Source organism: Streptomyces mexicanus (assembly GCF_902506575.1).
GTDB classification, from domain to species: Bacteria; Actinomycetota; Actinomycetes; order Streptomycetales; family Streptomycetaceae; genus Streptomyces; species Streptomyces mexicanus.
Window position 1 is genome coordinate 3,036,141 of record NZ_LR732544.1, and the last position, 20,608, is coordinate 3,056,748.

17 protein-coding genes are annotated in these 20,608 nt (G+C 71.6%); 14 read left to right on the top strand and 3 right to left on the bottom strand.

All coding sequences use genetic code 11. The features are described from left to right. Positions 1 to 106 precede the first annotated feature (106 nt). On the bottom strand, positions 107 to 712 hold the full coding sequence (locus GV126_RS13555; protein WP_159666090.1) for an SACE_7040 family transcriptional regulator: 606 nt from the start codon (positions 710 to 712) through the stop codon (positions 107 to 109). Positions 713 to 823: 111 nt separating this feature from the next. Between GV126_RS13555 and GV126_RS13560 the strand changes: the two genes are divergently transcribed. From GV126_RS13560 to GV126_RS13610, 11 genes are all read left to right on the top strand, one after another. Beyond that, positions 824 to 2,440 carry a carboxyl transferase domain-containing protein gene (locus tag GV126_RS13560; protein WP_159666093.1) on the top strand — a complete coding sequence of 539 codons (1,617 nt, stop codon included), beginning with the start codon at positions 824 to 826 and terminating at the stop codon, positions 2,438 to 2,440. A 16-nt stretch (positions 2,441 to 2,456) separates the two neighbouring features. Continuing rightward, positions 2,457 to 4,391, top strand: coding sequence for an acetyl/propionyl/methylcrotonyl-CoA carboxylase subunit alpha (locus GV126_RS13565; RefSeq protein ID WP_159666096.1), 1,935 nt, complete (start codon positions 2,457 to 2,459; stop codon positions 4,389 to 4,391). A 134-nt stretch (positions 4,392 to 4,525) separates the two neighbouring features. Next, positions 4,526 to 5,449 (top strand): hydroxymethylglutaryl-CoA lyase, encoded by a 924-nt coding sequence (locus tag GV126_RS13570; protein ID WP_236570256.1) that lies wholly within the window; start codon positions 4,526 to 4,528, stop codon positions 5,447 to 5,449. A 6-nt stretch (positions 5,450 to 5,455) separates the two neighbouring features. Then, positions 5,456 to 6,616: an acyl-CoA dehydrogenase family protein gene (locus tag GV126_RS13575; protein ID WP_159666102.1), complete on the top strand. Its 1,161-nt coding sequence runs from the start codon at positions 5,456 to 5,458 to the stop codon at positions 6,614 to 6,616. Positions 6,617 to 6,631: 15 nt separating this feature from the next. Beyond that, complete coding sequence (locus GV126_RS13580; protein WP_159666105.1) at positions 6,632 to 6,769, top strand: hypothetical protein; 138 nt, start codon at positions 6,632 to 6,634, stop codon at positions 6,767 to 6,769. Between the two features lie 69 nt (positions 6,770 to 6,838). Further along, entirely contained in the window at positions 6,839 to 7,888 is a 1,050-nt protein-coding gene (locus GV126_RS13585; protein WP_159666108.1) for an ABC transporter substrate-binding protein, read from the top strand. 45 nt (positions 7,889 to 7,933) lie between these two features. Continuing rightward, complete coding sequence (locus GV126_RS13590) at positions 7,934 to 8,800, top strand: siderophore-interacting protein (protein WP_159666111.1); 867 nt, start codon at positions 7,934 to 7,936, stop codon at positions 8,798 to 8,800. Between the two features lie 162 nt (positions 8,801 to 8,962). Beyond that, on the top strand, positions 8,963 to 10,420 hold the full coding sequence (gene desA / locus GV126_RS13595) for a lysine decarboxylase DesA (RefSeq protein WP_159666115.1): 1,458 nt from the start codon (positions 8,963 to 8,965) through the stop codon (positions 10,418 to 10,420). Next, positions 10,404 to 11,687: a lysine N(6)-hydroxylase/L-ornithine N(5)-oxygenase family protein gene (locus GV126_RS13600; protein ID WP_185946663.1), complete on the top strand. Its 1,284-nt coding sequence runs from the start codon at positions 10,404 to 10,406 to the stop codon at positions 11,685 to 11,687. The genes desA and GV126_RS13600 overlap by 17 nt, the downstream gene beginning before the upstream one ends. Next, a complete protein-coding gene (locus tag GV126_RS13605; protein WP_159666118.1) occupies positions 11,684 to 12,214 on the top strand; it encodes a GNAT family N-acetyltransferase in 531 nt (176 codons plus the stop codon). Before GV126_RS13600 ends, GV126_RS13605 begins: the two co-directional genes overlap by 4 nt. Continuing rightward, on the top strand, positions 12,211 to 13,980 hold the full coding sequence (locus GV126_RS13610) for an IucA/IucC family protein (RefSeq protein ID WP_159666121.1): 1,770 nt from the start codon (positions 12,211 to 12,213) through the stop codon (positions 13,978 to 13,980). The genes GV126_RS13605 and GV126_RS13610 overlap by 4 nt, the downstream gene beginning before the upstream one ends. Before the next feature lie 74 nt (positions 13,981 to 14,054). Here the strand turns inward: GV126_RS13610 and GV126_RS13615 are convergent, their stop codons facing one another. Beyond that, the gene (locus GV126_RS13615; protein ID WP_185946662.1) at positions 14,055 to 15,680 is read right to left on the bottom strand and encodes a beta-N-acetylhexosaminidase; all 1,626 of its coding nucleotides are present in this window, start codon (positions 15,678 to 15,680) and stop codon (positions 14,055 to 14,057) included. An 87-nt stretch (positions 15,681 to 15,767) separates the two neighbouring features. On the opposite strand from GV126_RS13615, the gene GV126_RS13620 reads away from it, so the two are divergent. Further along, on the top strand, positions 15,768 to 16,676 hold the full coding sequence (locus GV126_RS13620) for a DUF4429 domain-containing protein (RefSeq protein ID WP_159666127.1): 909 nt from the start codon (positions 15,768 to 15,770) through the stop codon (positions 16,674 to 16,676). Positions 16,677 to 16,698: 22 nt separating this feature from the next. On the opposite strand, the gene GV126_RS13625 is transcribed toward GV126_RS13620, so the two are convergent. After that, positions 16,699 to 18,267 (bottom strand): purple acid phosphatase family protein, encoded by a 1,569-nt coding sequence (locus GV126_RS13625; protein ID WP_185946661.1) that lies wholly within the window; start codon positions 18,265 to 18,267, stop codon positions 16,699 to 16,701. 165 nt (positions 18,268 to 18,432) lie between these two features. Here GV126_RS13625 and GV126_RS13630 point away from each other — a divergent pair, with 165 nt between their 5' ends. Both GV126_RS13630 and glmS read left to right on the top strand, forming a co-directional pair. Continuing rightward, positions 18,433 to 18,690 (top strand): hypothetical protein, encoded by a 258-nt coding sequence (locus tag GV126_RS13630; RefSeq protein ID WP_028421967.1) that lies wholly within the window; start codon positions 18,433 to 18,435, stop codon positions 18,688 to 18,690. A 70-nt stretch (positions 18,691 to 18,760) separates the two neighbouring features. Further along, positions 18,761 to 20,578, top strand: coding sequence for a glutamine--fructose-6-phosphate transaminase (isomerizing) (gene glmS, locus GV126_RS13635; protein WP_028421966.1), 1,818 nt, complete (start codon positions 18,761 to 18,763; stop codon positions 20,576 to 20,578). The last annotated feature ends 30 nt before the right edge of the window (positions 20,579 to 20,608 follow it).

Sequence of the window (20,608 nt, forward strand, 5' to 3'; positions counted from 1 at the left end):
CAACGTACCGGCGGGTAGGCGAGCCAGTAAAGAGGTGAGGCAGTAACCCTCATCACGCGAAGGGAGGGGGAGGGCGGGGCGCGCGGCGCACGCGTGCCTGTCCCGCTCAGCCCTCCGCGGGCGCCGCCGCCGCGAACGCCCCCTTCGCCATCCGGTGCAGCAGCTCCGCCGTCGCGCCCCGGCCCGGCAGCACCCCCCGCCGTCCCAGGTGCGGCGTGGAGTTCAGCAGCCCGAACACCGAGTGGACGGCCGACCGGGCGGCGGGTTCGGCCAGGGTCGGGTGCACCTGCCGGACCACGTCCACCCACAGCTCCACGTACTGCCGCTGCAGCTGCCGCACCAGCTTACGGTCGCTGTCCCGGAGGCGGTCCAGCTCACGGTCGTGCAAGGTGATGAGGGGACGGTCGTCGAGCGCGAAGTCGATGTGCCCCTCGATGAGCGAGTCGAGGACCGCCTCCGGCCCGGCCCCGCCGCCGGCCTCCGCCAGCCGCCGCCTCGCTCCCGTGAGCAGCTGACCGCTGATGCCGACCAGCAGCTCCGCGAGCATCGCGTCCTTGCCCGCGAAGTGCCGGTACAGGCCGGGCCCGCTGATGCCCACCGCGGCGCCTATCTCGTCGACGCCGACGCCGTGGAAGCCGCGTTCGGCGAAGAGCCGCGCGGCTTCCTTGAGGATCTGCTCGCGGCGGGTGGGGGCGTCGGTTCGCGTGGCCATGAAAACGATTCTAGACAGTCGGGTTAGCGGTCGTTAACCTGAAGGAGATGCGTTAACGCTCATTAACACGCAGGCCGGCGACCGCCGGCCACGGGTGAGGGGACCGCAAGGATGCACGAGGCACCGGAGCTGACGAGCGCGGCCGACCCCGCGTCGGAGGCCTGGCGGGCCAACGAACAGGGGCACCTGGCGCTCGTCGAGGAGCTGCGCGCCAAGCTCGCCGCCGCCCGGCTCGGCGGCGGGGAGAAGGCGCGGGCACGGCACACCGCGCGCGGGAAGCTGCTGCCGCGCGACCGCGTGGACACGCTGCTGGACCCCGGCTCGCCGTTCCTGGAGCTGGCTCCGCTGGCGGCGGACGGGATGTACGACGGGCAGGCGCCGGCCGCCGGGGTCATCGCCGGGATCGGGCGGGTCAGCGGCCGCGCGTGCGTGATCGTCGCCAACGACGCCACCGTCAAGGGCGGGACGTACTACCCGATGACGGTGAAGAAGCACCTGCGCGCGCAGGAGGTGGCCCTGGAGAACCGGCTGCCGTGCCTGTACCTCGTCGACTCCGGCGGCGCCTTCCTGCCGATGCAGGACGAGGTCTTCCCCGACCGCGAGCACTTCGGGCGGATCTTCTACAACCAGGCCCGCATGTCCGGCGCCGGCATCCCGCAGATCGCGGCCGTGATGGGCTCGTGCACGGCGGGCGGGGCGTACGTCCCGGCGATGAGCGACGAAGCGGTGATCGTGCGCAACCAGGGCACGATCTTCCTGGGCGGCCCGCCGCTGGTGAAGGCGGCCACCGGTGAGGTCGTCACCGCCGAGGAGCTGGGCGGCGGCGAGGTGCACTCCCGGATCTCCGGCGTCACCGACCACCTCGCCGAGGACGACGCCCACGCCCTGCGGATCGTGCGCACCATCGTCTCCACGCTGCCCGCGCGCTCGTCCCTGCCCTGGGAGGTCACCGAGCCGGTCGAGCCCAAGGTGGACCCCTACGGGCTGTACGGCGCGGTGCCCGTGGACCCGCGCACCCCCTACGACGTGCGCGAGATCATCGCGCGCGTGGTGGACGGCTCGCGGTTCGCGGAGTTCAAGTCCGAGTTCGGGCAGACCCTGGTCACCGGTTTCGCCCGGATCCACGGCCACCCGGTGGGGATCGTCGCCAACAACGGCATCCTGTTCTCCGAGTCGGCCCAGAAGGGCGCCCACTTCATCGAGCTGTGCGACCAGCGCGGCATCCCGCTGGTGTTCCTGCAGAACATCTCCGGCTTCATGGTCGGCCGGGACTACGAGGCGGGCGGCATCGCCAAGCACGGCGCCAAGATGGTCACGGCGGTGGCCTGCACCCGCGTGCCCAAGCTGACGGTGGTCGTCGGCGGCTCGTACGGCGCCGGGAACTACTCGATGTGCGGCCGGGCCTACTCCCCCCGCTTCCTGTGGATGTGGCCGAACGCCAAGATCTCCGTGATGGGCGGCGAGCAGGCCGCCTCCGTGCTCGCCACCGTCAAGCGGGACCAGCTCGAAGGGCGCGGCGAGGAGTGGTCCGCCGAGGACGAGGAGTCCTTCAAGGCGCCCATCCGGGCGCAGTACGAGCGGCAGGGCAACGCCTACTACGCCACCGCCCGGCTCTGGGACGACGGAGTGATCGACCCGCTTCAGACCCGCCAGGTGCTGGGCCTGGCCCTGACCGCGTGCGCCAACGCCCCGCTGGGTGACCCCCAGTTCGGCGTCTTCCGGATGTGAGGGGGACCTCGTAGTCATGTTCGAGACAGTTCTGGTGGCCAACCGCGGCGAGATCGCCGTCCGCGTCATCCGCACGCTCCGCGCGCTCGGCGTGCGGTCGGTGGCCGTGTACTCCGACGCCGACGCCGGCGCCCGGCACGTGCGGGAGGCGGACACGGCGGTGCGGATCGGTCCGGCGCCCGCGGCCGAGAGCTACCTGTCGATCGACCGGCTCCTCGAGGCCGCCGCCCGCACGGGCGCACAGGCAGTGCACCCGGGGTACGGCTTCCTGGCGGAGAACGCCGACTTCGCGCGCGCCTGCGAGGCGGCCGGGCTGGTCTTCGTCGGGCCGCCGGCGGACGCGATCGCCCTGATGGGCGACAAGATCCGTGCCAAGGAGACGGTGAAGGCGGCCGGGGTGCCGGTGGTGCCCGGCTCCAGCGGTTCGGGGCTGAGCGACGAGCAGCTCGCCGAGGCCGCCCGCGGCATCGGGATGCCGGTGCTGCTCAAGCCGTCCGCGGGCGGCGGCGGCAAGGGCATGCGGCTGGTGCGCGAGGAGCACCGGCTCGCGGACGAGATCGCCGCCGCCCGCCGCGAGGCCCGCGCCTCCTTCGGTGACGACACCCTCCTGGTCGAGCGCTGGGTGGACACCCCGCGGCACATCGAGATCCAGGTCCTGGCCGACGGCCACGGCACCGTCCTCCACCTCGGGGAGCGCGAGTGCTCCCTGCAGCGCCGCCACCAGAAGATCATCGAGGAGGCGCCCAGCGTGCTTCTGGACGAGGCCACCCGGGCGGCGATGGGCGAGGCCGCGGTCCAGGCGGCCCGCTCCTGCGGCTACCGGGGCGCGGGCACGGTGGAGTTCATCGTCCCCGGCGGTGACCCGTCCTCGTACTACTTCATGGAGATGAACACCCGGCTGCAGGTGGAGCACCCGGTCACGGAGCTGATCACCGGCCTGGACCTGGTGGAGTGGCAGCTGCGGGTGGCGGCGGGCGAGCGCCTGCCGTTCGCGCAGCAGGACATCACCCTCACCGGGCACGCGGTCGAGGCCCGGCTGTGCGCCGAGGACCCCGCCCGCGGATTCCTGCCCTCGGGCGGCACGGTGCTCAGGCTGCGCGAGCCGCAGGGCGAGGGGGTGCGCACCGACTCCGGGCTGACCGAGGGCACCGAGGTCGGCAGCCTCTACGACCCGATGCTGTCGAAGGTGATCGCCTACGGCCCCGACCGGGCCACCGCGCTCAGGAAGCTGCGCGCGGCCCTGGCTCAGACGGTCACGCTCGGCGTGCAGACCAACGCCGGGTTCCTGCGCCGGCTGCTGGCCCACCCGGCGGTCGTGGCGGGCGAGCTGGACACCGGGCTGGTGGAGCGCGTCGTGGACGAGCTGGCCGCCCCGGGCGTGCCCGAGGAGGTCTACGAGGCCGCCGCCGCCGTACGGTTGGACGCGCTGCGACCGAAGGGCGAGGGCGGCTGGATCGACCCGTTCTCCGTGCCGTCCGGCTGGCGGCTGGGCGCGGAGCCCAAGCCGGTCTCCTTCCACCTGCGCGTCACCGACCCGGTGGAGTACACCCCGCGCGGCACCCACACGGTCACCGAGGACACGGTGTCGGTCACCCTCGACGGCGTCCGGCACACCTTCCACCGCGCCGCCGACTGGCTGGGCCGCGACGGCGACGCCTGGCACGTGCGCGACCACGACCCGGTGGCCGCCTCCCTGATCCGCGCGGCCCATTCCGGCGCCGATTCGCTGACCGCGCCCATGCCGGGCACGGTGACGGTGGTGAAGGTGGCCGTCGGCGACGAGGTGACCGCCGGCCAGAGCCTGCTGGTGGTGGAGGCGATGAAGATGGAGCACGTCATCTCCGCCCCGCACGCCGGCACGGTCACCGAACTGGACGTCACCCCGGGCACGGCGGTCGCCATGGACCAGGTGCTGGCGGTCATCGCGCCCGTGGAGGAGGAGACGGCATGAGCACACCCGCGGCTGTAAGGCGGGCAGCTGTAGGGGGCGACAGGGGGCGCGCGGCTCCAAGGGGCCGCGTGCCGGCCGCCGTCGCCGTCCGGACCCCCCGCCGTACGGCCGGCGACCACCGGCCGCCGAAAGTTCTGCAGGCCGTCCCGGCCCCCCACCTGCCCGCCCGGGTCAGGATCCACGAGGTCGGCCCGCGCGACGGCCTGCAGAACGAGAAGGCGACCGTGCCGACACAGGTGAAGGCGGAGTTCATCCGCCGCCTGGCCGGCGCGGGCCTGACCACGATCGAGGCGACCAGCTTCGTCCACCCGAAGTGGGTCCCCCAACTGGCGGACGCAGAGCAGCTGTTCCCGCAGGTGAGCGACCTGCCGGTGGACCTGCCCGTCCTCGTGCCCAACGAGCGGGGCCTGGACCGCGCGCTGGCGCTGGGCGCCACCCGGGTCGCCGTCTTCGCCAGCGCCACCGAGTCCTTCGCGAAGGCCAACCTGAACCGGACGGTGGACGAGGCGCTGGCCATGTTCGAGCCGGTGGTGCGCCGGGCGAAGGGCGAGGGCGCGCACGTGCGCGGCTATCTGTCCATGTGCTTCGGCGACCCCTGGGAGGGGCCGGTCGCCGTGGACCAAGTGGTCCGGGTCTGCCGGGCGCTGCGGGACATGGGCTGCGACGAGCTGAGCCTCGGCGACACCATCGGCGTCGCCACGCCCGGCCACGTGCTGCAACTCCTGGCCGCGCTGAACGAGGCCGGGGTGCCCACCGACGTCCTCGGCGTGCACTTCCACGACACCTACGGCCAGGCCCTCGCCAACACCCTGGCCGCGCTCCAGCACGGCGTCACCACCGTGGACGCCTCCGCGGGCGGCCTCGGCGGCTGCCCCTACGCCCGGTCCGCCACCGGCAACCTCGCCACCGAAGACCTCGTGTGGATGCTGCGCGGCCTCGGCATCGACACCGGGGTCGACCTGGACCGCCTCGTCGCCACCAGCGCGTGGATGGCCGGGCAGCTGGGCCGCCCCAGCCCCTCGCGCACCCTTCGCGCCCTCTCCCACAAGGAGCAGTGATCGAGCATGAACCACCGTCTGACCCCCGAGCTGGAGGAACTCCGCCGCACGGTGGAGGAGTTCGCGCACGACGTCGTGGCGCCGAAGATCGGTGACTTCTACGAGCGGCACGAGTTCCCGTACGAGATCGTCCGGGAGATGGGCCGCATGGGGCTGTTCGGGCTGCCGTTCCCGGAGGAGTACGGCGGGATGGGCGGCGACTACCTGGCGCTGGGCATCGCCCTGGAGGAGCTGGCGCGGGTGGACTCCTCGGTGGCCATCACCCTGGAGGCCGGGGTGTCGCTGGGCACCATGCCGATCCATCTGTTCGGCACCGAGGAGCAGAAGCGGCAGTGGCTGCCCAAGCTGTGCGCGGGCGAGATCCTGGGCGCATTCGGCCTCACCGAGCCCGACGGTGGCTCGGACGCGGGCGCCACCCGCACCACGGCCCGCCTGGACGAGAAGACCGGGGAATGGGTGATCAACGGCACCAAGTGCTTCATCACCAACTCCGGCACGGACATCACCGGCCTGGTGACGGTGACGGCGGTGACGGGCCGCAAGCCCGACGGCAGGCCGCTCATCTCCGCGATCATCGTCCCGTCCGGCACGCCCGGCTTCACGGTGGCGCCCGCCTATTCGAAGGTCGGCTGGAACGCCTCGGACACCCGGGAGCTGTCCTTCCAGGACGTGCGGGTGCCGGCGGCCAACCTGCTGGGCGAGGAGGGCCGCGGGTACGCGCAGTTCCTGCGGATCCTGGACGAGGGCCGCATCGCGATCGCGGCGCTGGCGACGGGGCTCGCGCAGGGCTGTGTGGACGAGTCGGTGAAGTACGCCAAGGAGCGGCACGCCTTCGGCCGTCCGATCGGCTCCAACCAGGCCATCCAGTTCAAGATCGCCGACATGGAGATGCGGGCCCACACCGCCCGGCTGGCCTGGCGGGACGCGGCCTACCGGCTGGTGGCGGGCGAGCCGTTCAAGAAGGAGGCGGCGCTGGCGAAGCTGTACTCCTCCACGATCGCGGTCGACAACGCCCGAGACGCCACGCAGATCCACGGCGGCTACGGCTTCATGAACGAGTATCCGGTGGCCCGGATGTGGCGCGACTCCAAGATCCTGGAGATCGGCGAGGGCACCAGCGAGGTCCAGCGCATGCTGATCGCCCGCGAGCTGGGGCTGACGAGCTGAGGCGGTGCCGCCTCGATGAGGCGTCGGGTGTGCGGGCAGCGGACGGAGTTCTTCCGCTGCCCGGCTCACCGCTCCCTGCTCGACCGGGCGCTCGCCGTGGTGACCCCGGCGCTGGACGCCGCCGGGGCGCCCCGCCCCCTGGACAGAGACTGAGGTTAGGCTAACCTACCTTTCGAACCTGTCCGGCGGGCCGTCCCGCCCCGTTCGAAAGCAGTCATACCCATGTCCAACGCCCGTGCCACTGTTCTCACCCGCCGCGGCATCCTCGCCGCCGGCGGCGCCCTCGGCCTCGGCGCCGTGCTCGCGGCCTGCGGTGACGAGGATGCGAAAAGCGGCGGCTCGGGCAGCGGCACCACGGCGGCCAAGTCCGGCCCCTGGTCCTTCAAGGACGACCGCGGCAAGACGGTGAAGGCCGACAAGGTCCCGGCGAACATCGTGGCGTTCGTCGGCGTCGCCGCCGCGCTGTACGACTACGGCATCCAGGCCAAGGGCGTGTTCGGGCCGACGACCACCAAGGACGGCAAGGCCGACGTACAGGCCGGTGACATGGACGTCAGCAAGGTGACCGTCCTCGGCAACGAGTGGGGCCAGTTCAACATCGAGAAGTACGCGGCCCTGGCGCCCGACGTCCTCATCTCCACCATGTTCGACAACGTCGGCACCCTCTGGTATGTCCCCGAGGAGTCGACGAAGAAGATCCGGGCGGGGGGCGCCCCGACCGTCGGCATCTCCGTCTACGACCGGCAGCTGCCCGAGCCGCTGGAGCGCATGCTCGCGCTCGCCGCCTCGCTCGGCGCGGACGTGACCACCGACAAGGTCAAGCAGGCCAAGAAGCGGTTCGAGGACGCGGCCGCCCGGCTGCGCGCCGCCGCCAAGGCCAAGCCCGACATCAAGGTGATGGCCGGCTCCGCCAGCCAGGACCTGTTCTACGTCTCGGGCACCAACCTCTCCATCGACCTGGAGTACTTCAAGGCCCTCGGCGTGCACTTCGTCGAGCCCCCGGAGAGCGCCAAGAAGCAGGGCGGCGGCTGGTACGAGTCGCTGAGCTGGGAGAACGTCGACAAGTACCCGGCGGACATCATCATGATGGACGACCGCACCTCGGCCATCCAGCCCGCTGACATCACCCAGGCCACCTGGAAGAAGCTCCCCGCGGTCAAGGCCGGCCAGGTCATCGCGCGCACCCCCGAGCCGATCCTGTCCTACGACAAGTGCGCCCCGCTGCTGGAGAACCTCGCCCAGGCCATCGAGACCGCGAAGAAGGTCTCCTGACCCGCGCCTTGGCCCCGGCCCCCTGACGCACACTCAGGAGCATCCATGACGACGGCCGTAGCCGCCCCGTTCCGTTTCTTCTCCCTGCAGGTCGTACGGACGAGGCGGCTCGGCCCGTCCCTGGTCCGCGTCACCTTCGCCGGGCCCGACCTGCGCGCCTTCCGCTCCGACGGACGCGACCAGTCCCTGTCGCTGTTCCTGCCGCACCCCGGTCAGCGCGAGCCCGTGGTCCCGCTGGACCACGGCGACGGCTGGTGGCACGCCTGGCGGGAACTGCCCGACGACGTACGGGCGGTGATGCGCTCCTACACCCTGCGCGCGCTGCGCCGCGACGCCCTGGGCGACACCGCCGAGATCGACATCGACTTCGCCCTGCACGGGGTCGGCCCCCAGGCGCCCGGTCGCGCCGGACCGGCCTCCCGCTGGGCCGCCCGGGCCATGGCCGGCGATCGCGTCCTGCTGCTCGGCCCGGCGATCGAGGACAACAGGGCGATCCGCTTCCGCCCGCCCGAGGACACCGATCTGGTGGTGCTGTGGGGCGACGAGACCGCCGTACCGGCGGCGACCGCGATCCTTGAGTCCCTGCCGGCCGGCACCCGGGTGCGCGCCTGGCTGGAGGTGCCGCACGCCGGTGACGTGCAGAACGTCGCCACACGCGCCGACGCCGAGGTCACCTGGCTGGGGCGGGACGGCAGCCTTCCGGTGTCCACCCCGCTTGCCCTCACCGCCCTGCGCGAGGCCGTGCTGCCGCCCGCCGAGCGCCCGTACGTCTGGCTCGCGGGCGAGTCCGGGTGCGTCAAGCGACTGCGCCGGCACTGGGTCGGCGAGCGCGGGATCGACAAGCGGCGCGTGACCTTCGTCGGCTACTGGCGGCATGGGCTGAGCGAGGAGCAGTTGCGCGCCCAGGAGTAGGGCCCCGGCGCGCCCGGTGACAGCGGCTCAGGCGTGACCCCGGTCACGGAGGGGCGGGACACGCGCGACATAGAGTTAGGTTAGGCTAACCTAAGTTGATGTTCGCGCGACGCCGCCCGTTCGTCCCGCCACGGACCGTCCCCACACCTCGGAGGACCCCCCATGCGCTCACACCTGCTCAATGACCTCACCGCGGAGCACTACCGCCGCTCGGTGACCGAAGGAGTGGAGCGGGTGGCCGCCCGGCTCGCCGCCACCGACCGGCCGTTCACCGGTGTCACGGTCGACGCCCTGGCCCCCCGCATCGAGCGGATCGACCTGGACCGCCCGCTGCACGACACCACGGCGGCCCTGGACGAACTGCAGGACGTCTACCTGCGGGACGCCGTCTACTTCCACCACCCCCGCTACCTGGCCCACCTCAACTGCCCGGTGGTGATCCCGGCGGTGGTCGGCGAGGCGGTGCTGTCCGCCGTCAACTCCTCGCTGGACACCTGGGACCAGTCGGCCGGCGGCACCCTCATCGAGCGCAGGCTCATCGACTGGACGGCCGCCCGCATCGGCCTCGGGCCCGCCGCCGACGGCGTGTTCACCTCCGGCGGCACCCAGTCCAACCTCCAGGCGCTGCTGCTGGCCCGCGAGGAGGCCAAGCCGGGCCGGGAAGGGCCGGCCGGGCCGGCGAGACTGCGCATCTTCACCTCCCGGGCGAGCCACTTCAGCGTGCAGAAGTCCGCGAAACTCCTGGGCCTGGGCCCGGAGTCGGTGGTGGCGCTCCCGGTCGACCGCGACCAGCGGATGCAGACCCTCGCCCTCGCCCAGGAACTGCGGCGCTGCCGCGAGGACGGCCTGGTCCCCATGGCCGTCGTCGCCACCGCCGGCACCACCGACTTCGGCTCCATCGACCCGCTGCCCGAGATCGCCGAGCTGTGCGCCGAGTACGGCACCTGGATGCACGTGGACGCCGCCTACGGCTGCGGACTGCTGGTCTCCCCCACCCGCCGCGACCTGCTCGCCGGCATCGAGCACGCCGACTCGGTCACGGTCGACTTCCACAAGTCCTTCTTCCAGCCGGTCAGTTCCTCCGCCGTGCTGGTCCGCGACGCCGCGACCCTGCGCCACGCCACCTACCACGCGGACTACCTCAACCCCCGCCGCGCCGCCGCCGAGCGCGTCCCCAACCAGGTCGACAAGTCCCTGCAGACCACCCGCCGCTTCGACGCCCTGAAACTGTGGATGACGCTGCGCGTGATGGGCGCCGAGGGCGTGGGACGGCTGTTCGACGAGGTGTGCGACCTCGCGCGGGAGGGCCACCGGCTGCTGGCCGCCGACCCGCGCTTCGACGTCGTCGTCGAGCCGGCCCTGTCCACGCTGGTCTTCCGCTACGTCCCGCGCGCGGTCACCGACCCGGCCCGGATCGACCGCGCCAACCTGCACGCCCGCAAGGCCCTGTTCGCCTCCGGTGACGCCGTCGTCGCCGGCACCAAGGTCGCGGGCCGCCACTACCTGAAGTTCACCCTGCTCAACCCCGAGACCACGGCCGACGACATCGCCGCCGTGCTCGACCTGATCGCCGGCCACGCCGAGCAGTACCTGGGAGAGTCCCTTGACCGCGCGTCCTGAAGCCCCGACCGACCCGTACGACTTCGTGGGGATCGGGCTCGGCCCCTTCAACCTCGGCCTGGCCTGCCTCACCGAGCCCATCGCCGAACTCAGCGGCCTCTTCCTGGAGTCCAAGCCCGACTTCGCCTGGCACTCGGGCATGTTCCTCGACGGCGCCCATCTGCAGACCCCGTTCATGTCGGACCTGGTGACCCTGGCCGACCCCACCTCCCCGTACTCCTTCCTCAACTACCTGAAGGAGAAGGGCCGGCTGTACTCGTTCTACATCCGGGAGAACTTCTACCCGCTGCGCGTCGAGTACGACGACTACTGCCGCTGGGCGGCGCACCGGCTCCGCAGCGTCCGCTTCGGCACCACGGTCACCGAGGTGACGTACGACGAGGCCGACGAGGTGTACACCGTGCGGACCCACACCGGCGGGACCTACCGCGCCCGCCGGCTGGTCCTCGGCACCGGCACCCCACCCCACCTCCCCGCGGCCTGCGCGGGACTGGGCGGCGACTTCCTGCACAACTCCCGCTACCTGGAGAACCGTTCGGCCCTGATGCGCAAGAAGTCGATCACCCTGGTGGGCAGCGGCCAGTCCGCCGCCGAGATCTACCTCGACCTGCTCGGCGAGATCGACGTCCACGGCTACCGGCTGAACTGGGTGACCCGCTCCCCGCGCTTCTTCCCCCTGGAGTACACCAAGCTCACCCTGGAGATGACCTCCCCGGAGTACATCGACTACTACCACGCCCTGCCGGAGGACACCCGCTACCGCCTCGCCGAGCAGCACAAGGGCCTGTTCAAGGGCATCGACGGCGACCTGATCAACGAGATCTTCGACCTGCTGTACCGGAAGAACCTCGCCGGCCCCGTCCCCACCCGCCTGCTCACCAACTCCTCCCTGAACCACGCCACGTACGAGGACGGCGTCTACACCCTCACCTTCCGCCAGGAGGAGCAGGGCAAGGACTTCCAGCTGCGCTCCGAGGGCCTGGTCCTCGCCACCGGCTACCGGTACACCGAACCGGAGTTCCTCGCGCCGATCCGGCACCGGCTGCGCTACGACTCCCACGGCAACCACGACATCGGCCGCAACTACGCCATCGACGTCACCGGCCGGGGCGTCTTCCTGCAGAACGCCGGCGTCCACGCCCACAGCATCACCAGTCCCGACCTGGGCATGGGCGCCTACCGCAACAGCTGCATCATCCGCGAACTGCTCGGCAGGGAGTACTACCCGGTCGAGAAGACCATCGCATTCCAGGAGTTCTCCGTATGACCTTCACCTTCCGCCCCGTCGATCCGCCGAAGGACGCCGGACTGCTGCACTCCTGGGTCACCCACCCCAAGGCGGCCTTCTGGATGATGCGGGACGCCACCGTGCGCGACGTCGAGCGCGTCTACGCCGAGATCGCCGCGGACGAGCACCACCACGCCCTGCTGGGGCTGCGCGAGGGCGAGCCCGTCTTCCTCATGGAGAAGTACGACCCCGCCCACCGCGAACTGGTCGGGCTGTACGAGCCGCGACCGGGGGACGTCGGCATGCACTTCCTCACCCCGCCGACCGACCGGCCGGTGCACGGCTTCACGCGGGCCGTCATCACCGCCGTCATGGCCCACCTCTTCGAGGACGAGCAGGTGCGGCGGGTCGTCGTCGAGCCGGACGTGCGCAACACCGCCGTGCACGCCCTCAACGCCGCCGTCGGCTTCGTCCCCGAGCGGGAGATCCGGAAGCCGGAGAAGACGGCCCTGCTCAGCTTCTGCACCCGGGAGCGGTTCGCCGCCGCGACGGGGGTGGCCGCATGAGCCTCGCCGACGCCGTGGCCCACCTCGACCCCGGGCACTGGGAGCGGGCGAACCGGCTGCTGATACGCAAGGCGCTCGCCGAGTTCGCGCACGAGCGCCTGATCACCCCCGAGCGGGAGGGCGACGGCTGGGCCGTCCACGGCGACGACGGCCTGACCCGCTACCGCTTCACCGCCACCCGCCGCGCCCTGGACCACTGGCAGGTGGACGCCGACTCCGTCACCCGCCACCGCGACGGCGCCGCACTGCCGCTGGACGCCCTGGAGTTCTTCCTGGAGTTCAAGGACACGCTCGGGCTGAGCGAGACGATCCTGCCGGTGTACCTGGAGGAGATCTCCTCCACCCTGGCGAGCACCTGCTACAAGCTCACCAAGCCGCGGGTGACCTCCGCCGAGCTGGCCCGCGGCGGCTTCCAGGACATCGAGACCGGCATGACCGAGGGCCACCCCTGCTTCGTCGCCAACAACGGCCGGCTCGGCTTCGGCGTCCACGACTATCTGTCCTACGCCCCCGAGACCGCGAGCCCGGTGCGGCTGGTGTGGCTGGCCGCGCACCGCTCGCGGGCGGCGTTCACGGCCGGCGCCGGCATCGAGTACGGGTCCTTCCTGCGGCAGGAGCTGGGCGAGGAGACCGTCGAGCGGTTCCACGGCGTGCTGCGCGCGCAGGGCCTGGACCCGGCCGACTACCTGCTCATCCCCGTCCACCCCTGGCAGTGGTGGAACAAGCTCGCCGTCACCTTCGCCGCCGAGGTCGCCAGGAAGCACCTGGTGTGCCTGGGCGAGGGCGAGGACGCCTACCTGGCCCAGCAGTCCGTCCGGACCTTCTTCAACACCTCGCACCCCGAGAAGCACTACGTCAAGACCGCCCTGTCCGTGCTCAACATGGGCTTCATGCGCGGCCTGTCCGCCGCCTACATGGAGGCCACGCCCGCCATCAACGACTGGCTGGCCCGGCTGATCGACGCCGACCCCGTGCTGAAGTCCACGGGGCTGAGCATCCTGCGGGAGCGGGCGGCCGTGGGCTACCGGCACCTGGAGTACGAGCGGGCCACCGACCGGTACTCGCCCTACCGCAAGATGCTCGCCGCGCTGTGGCGGGAGAGCCCGGTGCCGTCCCTGGAGGAGGGCGAGCAACTGGCGACGATGGCCTCGCTGCTGCACGTGGACCACGAGGGCCACGGCTTCGCGGCCGCGCTGATCGAACGCTCCGGCCTGGCCCCCACCGAGTGGCTGCGGCACTACCTGCGCGCCTACTACACGCCGCTGCTGCACAGCTTCTACGCCTACGACCTGGCGTTCATGCCGCACGGCGAGAACACGATCCTGGTGCTGAGGGACGGGGTGGTGCGGCGGGCGATCTACAAGGACATCGCCGAGGAGATCGTGGTGATGGACCCCGACGCGGCGCTGCCGCCCGAGGTCGCGCGGATCCGGGCCGAGGTCCCCGAGGACATGAAGCTGCTGTCGGTCTTCACGGACGTCTTCGACTGCTTCTTCCGCTTCCTCGCCGCGCAGCTGGCCGCCGAGGGCGTGGTCACCGAGGAGGCCTTCTGGCGCACGGTCGCCGAGGTCACCCGCGCCTACCAGGAGGCCAACCCGCACCTCGCCGACCGCTTCCGCCGGTACGACGTGTTCGCCCCGGAGTTCGCGCTGTCCTGCCTGAACCGGCTGCAACTGCGCGACAACCGGCAGATGGTGGACCTGGCCGATCCGTCGGGCGCGCTGCAGCTGGTGGGCACCCTGCGCAACCCGATCGCCGGGCTGTAGGGCGCAGGGCCGCGGACACGGGCGGGCGCCCCGCGGTACGGTCCCGCGGGGCGCCCGTCGGTGTGCGGCAGGGGTCAGCTGCTCGGCCAGGGCACCTGCGGCGAGCGGTAGTAGCCGATGCCCAGGGCGTCCCAGCGGGGCGCCTGCGCGGCCAGCCGCGTCCTGTAGGTGTCCCAGTCGTGCGTGGCGGCCGGCGACCAGCCCAGCTCGGCGGCGCCGGGCAGCCGCGGGAAGGCCATGTAGTCGAGCTGGTCGGAGGTGGACAGCGTCTCGGTCCACATCGGGGCCTCGACGCCCTTGACCGCGGAGGCGGGCACGCCCGGCAGGTAGCTGCCCGGGTCCCAGTCGTAGGAGCGCTGCACCTCGACGTAGCCGGCCCAGGCCAGGCCCAGCGGGGTGTCCTTGGTGTACTTCATGTCCAGGTAGATCCGGTCGGCCGGGGCCAGGATCAGCCCGGTGCCGTTCTGCGCGGCCTGGGCGACCTGCTGCTTCTCGGCGGCGCTGGTGGAGTCCAGGCCCCAGTACTGGGCGAGAGCGCCCTTGACCGGGGTGGCGGCGGTCAGCTGGTGCCAGCCGATGACCGTCTTGCCGTACTTGGCGACGATCGGCTGGACCCGGTCCATGAACTTCACGTAGTCGTCGTGGCTGGTGGAGTGGGCCTCGTCGCCGCCGATGTGCAGGTAGCGGCCGGGGGTGAGGGCGGCCACCTCGCGGATGACGTCGTCGAGGAAGGTGTAGGTGATGTCCTTGCCCACGCACAGGGAGCTGAAGCCGACCTTGGTGCCGGTGTAGAGCGGGGGTGCCACGCCGTCGCAGTTGAGGTCGGCGTAGGAGGCGAGGGCGGCGTTGGTGTGGCTGGGGGTGTCGATCTCGGGGATCACCTCCAGGTAGCGGGAGGCGGCGTAGCGGACGATCTCCCGGTAGTCGTCCTTGGTGTAGTAGCCGCCCTGGCCGCCGCCGACCTGGGTGGAGCCGCCGTAGGTGGCCAGGCGCGGCCAGGAGTCGATGGCGATGCGCCAGCCCTGGTCGTCGCTGAGGTGCAGGTGCAGCTTGTTGACCTTGTACAGGGCGGCTTCGTCGATGTACCGCTTGACCTGGGCGACGGTCAGGAAGTGCCGGGAGACGTCGAGCATGACGCCGCGGTAGGCGTAGCGCGGGCTGTCCTGGACGGTGCCGCCGGCGACCAGCCAGGGGCCGGGCTGCACGGTCTTCTTCTCGATCGCGGCGGGCAGCAGCTGGCGCAGGGTCTGCACGCCGTGGAACAGGCCGGCCGGTGCGGTCGCGGTGATCGTCACCCCGCCGGCGCGGCTGTCGAGGCGGTAGCCCTCGGGGCCGTAGGGGCCGCCCTTCGCCAGCTTCAGCCGGATCCCGGCCGGTCCGGACGTGGTCAGCGGCAGCCGGTAGCCGGTCGAGGGCCGCAGGACGTCCGCGAGGTAGGCGCCGACGCGGCGGGCCTCGCCGCCGCCGTCGACGCGGATGCGGGTGGCGGCCGTGATGCGGTACGGGCTGCCGCCCTCCCGCACCGCGGCCGGTGCCGGGATCACCCGGCCCAGCGGGGTCGCGGCCTGCGCGCCGCCCGTGCCGGGCGCGGCGCCAGCGGTGACGGCCCCGGCCGCGGCCACCAGCAGCAGCGAACCGAGGACGCGGGCCAATCGGGTGGTACGGAGGTTGCGGGGAGTCGTGCTGTGGTGCCGTCTCACATGCGCTCCCTTCACACGAGGATCGGGGCCGCTGGGCCCCGACGGGTATAGACCACTCTCTCGCAGAACTGGTGAAACAATCCCTCCATGGCGGAAATCCTCCAGAAGGACGGCACCTGGACGTTCGACGGCGACGTCCTGCGCCTGACCCCCGGGCGGGACCGCGCTGTGAGCCTGCTGCGCCAGGCGCTGGGCGAACTGACCGTACCGCTGCGCGCGTTGGCGGGCATCTCGTTCGAGCAGGGCAAGAAGGCGGGGCGGCTCAGGCTGCGGCTGCGCGACGGCGCCGATCCGCTGCTGCTGGCGACCGGGGGACGGCTGACCGAGCCGCACGACCCCTACCAGCTGCTGGTGGAGCCCGGCCGGTACGGCGTCGCCGAGTACTTCGTGGACGAGGTGCGCAGCGCCCTGCTGCTGGAGCAGGTTTCACCCGATCCGGTGACGGAGTATCTGCTCCCCGGGCCGGCGCTGCCGGTGTCGGTGTCCGCCGGGGACGGCACGGCGGGCTTCGACGGCGAGCAGATCCGGCTGGAGTGGAACTGGAAGACGGAGGACTCCAAGGCCGCGGGCGGCCCCCGCACGCTGGCGCTCGCGGACATCACCGCGGTGGAGTGGTGGCCCGCGGTGGGCCTGGAGAACGGCTGTCTGCGCTTCTCGGTGCGCGGCGTGTCCGCCACGACCCCGCCGAAGTACGACCCGCACGCGGTGGAGCTGTGGGGTTTCAAGAAGGACCCGCTGATGGCGCTGGTCGCCGCGGCCGTGCAGGCGCGGCTGCCGCACCCGGCCGCGCCCGCCGCACCCCAGGGGCGCGGGGAGGCCGGGCGGCGGGCGGTGGAGGCGGCCGGGCCCGGGGTGCCGGGGCAGCGCGCGCCCGTCGAGGACGATCACGACGCGCTGCTGCGGCGGCTGCGCGAGCTGGGCGAGCTGCACCGCGCGGGGGTGCTCACCGAGGAGGAGTTCACGCTGGCGAAGCAGGCGGTCCTCAAGCGCATGTGAGGACCGCCCGCCGCGGCGGGCGTCACTTCGCCCGGCGGGCCACCGTGAAGTGGTCGACCTGCTCGCCGGTCTCGGCGATGCCGCGCACGGTCAGCGTGGCGTAGCGGCCCTTGGCGGCCGGGGTGACGTCCACGCGCAGGAAGGAGTAGTCGAGGTAGCGCACGCGCGACCAGGCGACGCTCTCCTGCTGCCGGGCGCCGTCCTTGAGGCAGACGAAGGAGGACACGGAGTCGATGTCCTTCTCGTGGCCCTCGTAGGTCTGGTCGGCGCTGAAGGCGTACAGGCTCTTGCCGGCCGCGCCTGCGGTGACGTAGACGACGCCGTCGGTCTCGGGGTAGGCGGTGCCCCCGATCGGCAGCTTCTTGGTGACCTTGTCGCCCTTGAGGACGTCGGTGCGCTCGTAGACGTGGTTGTGTCCGTTGATGACCAGGTCCACGGTGTACTTCTCGAACAGCGGCACCCACTCCTGGCGCACGCCGCCCTCGGAGGCGTGCGCGGTGGAGGTGCAGTAGGCGCAGTGGTGGAAGAAGACGACGACGAAGTCGACGTCCTTCGACGCCCGGAACTTCTTCAGCTGCGCTTCGAGCCACTTCGTCTGGGTTCCGCCGGAGATACCCAGGTTCGCCGGGATCTCGAAGGAGACGTCGTTGGCGTCGAGGGAGATGACGGCGGTGTTGCCGTAGACGAAGGAGTAGACGCCCGGCAGGTTCTTCTTGTCGGGGCCGTTGTCCGGCAGGGTCCAGCGGGCCTCCTCGCCGCCGTAGCCGTTGGGCGAGTACCAGGCCTCCATGTCGTGGTTGCCGTAGGAGACCATCCACGGCACCTGCTTGGCGACGGACTCGGTCTGGTACAGGAACTGGTCCCACACGCGGGAGTCGAAGCCGGTGTCGGAGGTCTTGCCCTGGCCGGCCGGGTCGCCGTAGGCGATGTCGCCGGCGTGCAGGTGGAACGCCGGGTCCTGGCCGAGGATCAGGGCGTCGTTGGCCAGGCCGTGGTAGCTGACGCCCTGGTCGCCGAAGGCGGTGAAGGTGAACGGCGCCTTGTGGGCGGGGGCGGTGGTGAAGGTGCCCAGGGTGCCCAGCAGGTGGCGTTCGGCGGGGTCGAAGCCCTGGTGGCCGACGCCGTAGTAGTACGTCTTGCCCGGGCGCAGGTTGGTCAGCTTGGCGTGCAGGTAGTACTGGGTGCGGTCGCCGCTGGCGCCGACGCCGGCCGGGGTGTAGAGGGTGCGGACCTCGGCGGGGATCTTCCGGGACAGGTCCCAGGGGCTCGCGCCGATGCGGATGAAGGGGTTCTTGACGGCGACCGGCACCTGCCAGGAGACGGTGATCTCGGTGCGCGGGTCGTTGCCGTAGGCGAGGTGGCGGCCGAAGGGCGCGACGAGGGCGCCGTCGACGTGCTCGGTGGCCGGGGCGGTGCGCTGGGTGGGGACTGCCGCCTGCGCGGTGGCGCCCGTCACATACGCGCCACCGGCGACGGCGCCGAGGGTGACCGCGCCGCCCCTGATCATCGTGCGGCGCGAGAATCTGGCGCGCAGGTACTCGTGCTGCTCGGCCATGCTCATGCGCTCGGCGAGCTTCTCGGGAACTCCCATGCGTGGAATGTCCATGGCGTCTGAAAATGGTCCACGCCCGCGACGGGACGCGGGACGCCGTATGGACAGGATGCGAACAGGAGTTCACAAGAGCCCCAACAGCCTCCTGCCCGAATTCGGGCAAGATTCTTGCGAAACTGTCCCCGGTACCCCAGGATCTACCGGGTGCACGACGAACTTGTTGATCATCTGACGCGCTCCACCCCGCTCAGCCGGGGCGAGGCGCTGCGCGTGATCCAGGACGTGCTCGCCTTCTTCGACGAGACGACCGAGGAGTTCGTCCGTCGCCGCCACCGCGAGCTGCAGGCCCAGGGCCTGGTGAACGCGGAGATCTTCGAACGGATCGGGGCGGACCTGAAGTACCGGACGGTGGCGCCGCCGGAGCTGTCCCTGCGGCAGCTGCGCCGCATCGTCTACGGCTGAGGCGACGCCTCGACCACGGACACCACCCACAGCCGGGCACCACGAAGGACCAGCGGAGGAATACAGCTCTATGTGCGGAATCGTCGGATACATCGGCAAGCGTGACGTCGCCCCGCTGCTCCTGGAGGGCCTGCAGCGCCTGGAGTACCGCGGCTACGACTCGGCGGGCATCGTCGTCACCTCGCCGAAGACGCCCGGCCTGAAGATGGTCAAGGCCAAGGGCCGGGTGCGCGACCTGGAGGCGAAGGTCCCCGCGCGCTTCAAGGGCACCACCGGCATCGCCCACACCCGCTGGGCCACCCACGGCGCTCCCTCCGACGTGAACGCCCACCCGCACATGTCGGCCGACCACAAGGTCGCCGTCGTGCACAACGGCATCATCGACAACGCCGCCGACCTGCGCCGCAAGCTGGAGGCGGACGGGGTGGAGTTCCTCTCCGAGACCGACACCGAGGTGCTCACCCACCTCATCGCGCGCTCCGAGGCCGCCACGCTGGAGGAGAAGGTCCGCGCCGCCGTGCGCCTGGTCGAGGGCACCTACGGCATCGCCGTCATGCACGCCGACTTCCCCGACCGCATCGTGGTCGCCCGCAACGGCTCCCCGGTCGTGCTCGGCATCGGCGAGAAGGAGATGTTCGTCGCCTCCGACATCGCCGCGCTGGTCACCCACACCCGGCAGATCGTCACCCTCGACGACGGCGAGATGGCCACCCTCACGGCCGACGACTTCCGCACCTACACCACCGAGGGCACCCGCACCACCGCCGAGCCCACCACCGTGGAGTGGGAGGCCGCCTCCTACGACATGGGCGGCCACGACACCTACATGCACAAGGAGATCCACGAGCAGGCCGAGGCCGTGGACCGGGTGCTGCGCGGCCGGATCGACGACCGGTTCGCCACCGTCCACCTGGGCGGCATCAACCTCGACGCCCGCGAGGCGCGCGCGGTGCGCCGGGTGAAGATCCTCGGCTGCGGCACCTCCTACCACGCGGGCATGATCGGCGCCCAGATGATCGAGGAGCTGGCCCGCATCCCCGCCGACGCCGAGCCGGCCTCCGAGTTCCGCTACCGCAACGCGGTCGTGGACCCCGACACGCTCTACGTCGCCGTCTCCCAGTCCGGTGAGACCTACGACGTGCTCGCCGCCGTGCAGGAGCTGAAGCGCAAGGGCGCGCGCGTCCTCGGCGTGGTCAACGTGGTCGGCTCCGCCATCGCCCGCGAGGCCGACGGCGGCATCTACGTGCACGCCGGCCCCGAGGTGTGCGTGGTGTCCACCAAGTGCTTCACCAACACCTGCGTCGCCTTCGCGCTGCTCGCGCTGCACCTGGGCCGCATCCGCGACCTGTCGGTGCGCGACGGCAAGCGGATCATCGAGGGCCTGCGCAGGCTGCCCGAGCAGATCTCCGAGATCATGAAGCAGGAAGCGGAGATCGAGGAGCTGGCCAAGAGCTACGCCGACGCCCGCTCGATGCTCTTCATCGGCCGCGTCCGGGGCTACCCGGTGGCCCGCGAGGCCTCCCTGAAGCTCAAGGAGGTCTCCTACATCCACGCCGAGGCCTACCCGGCCTCCGAGCTCAAGCACGGCCCGCTGGCCCTGATCGAGCCCGCCCTGCCGACGGTGGCGATCGTGCCGGACGACGACCTGCTGGAGAAGAACCGCGCGGCCATGGAGGAGATCAAGGCCCGCAGCGGCAAGATCCTCGCCGTCGCCCACCAGGAGCAGGAGAAGGCCGACCGGACCATCGTGGTGCCGAAGAACGAGGACGAGCTGGACCCGATCCTGATGGGCATTCCGCTGCAACTCCTCGCCTACCACACGGCGTTGGCCCTCGGCCGGGACATCGACAAGCCGCGGAACCTGGCGAAGTCGGTGACGGTGGAGTAACCGCCCCGCCCGACACGGGACATGAACGAC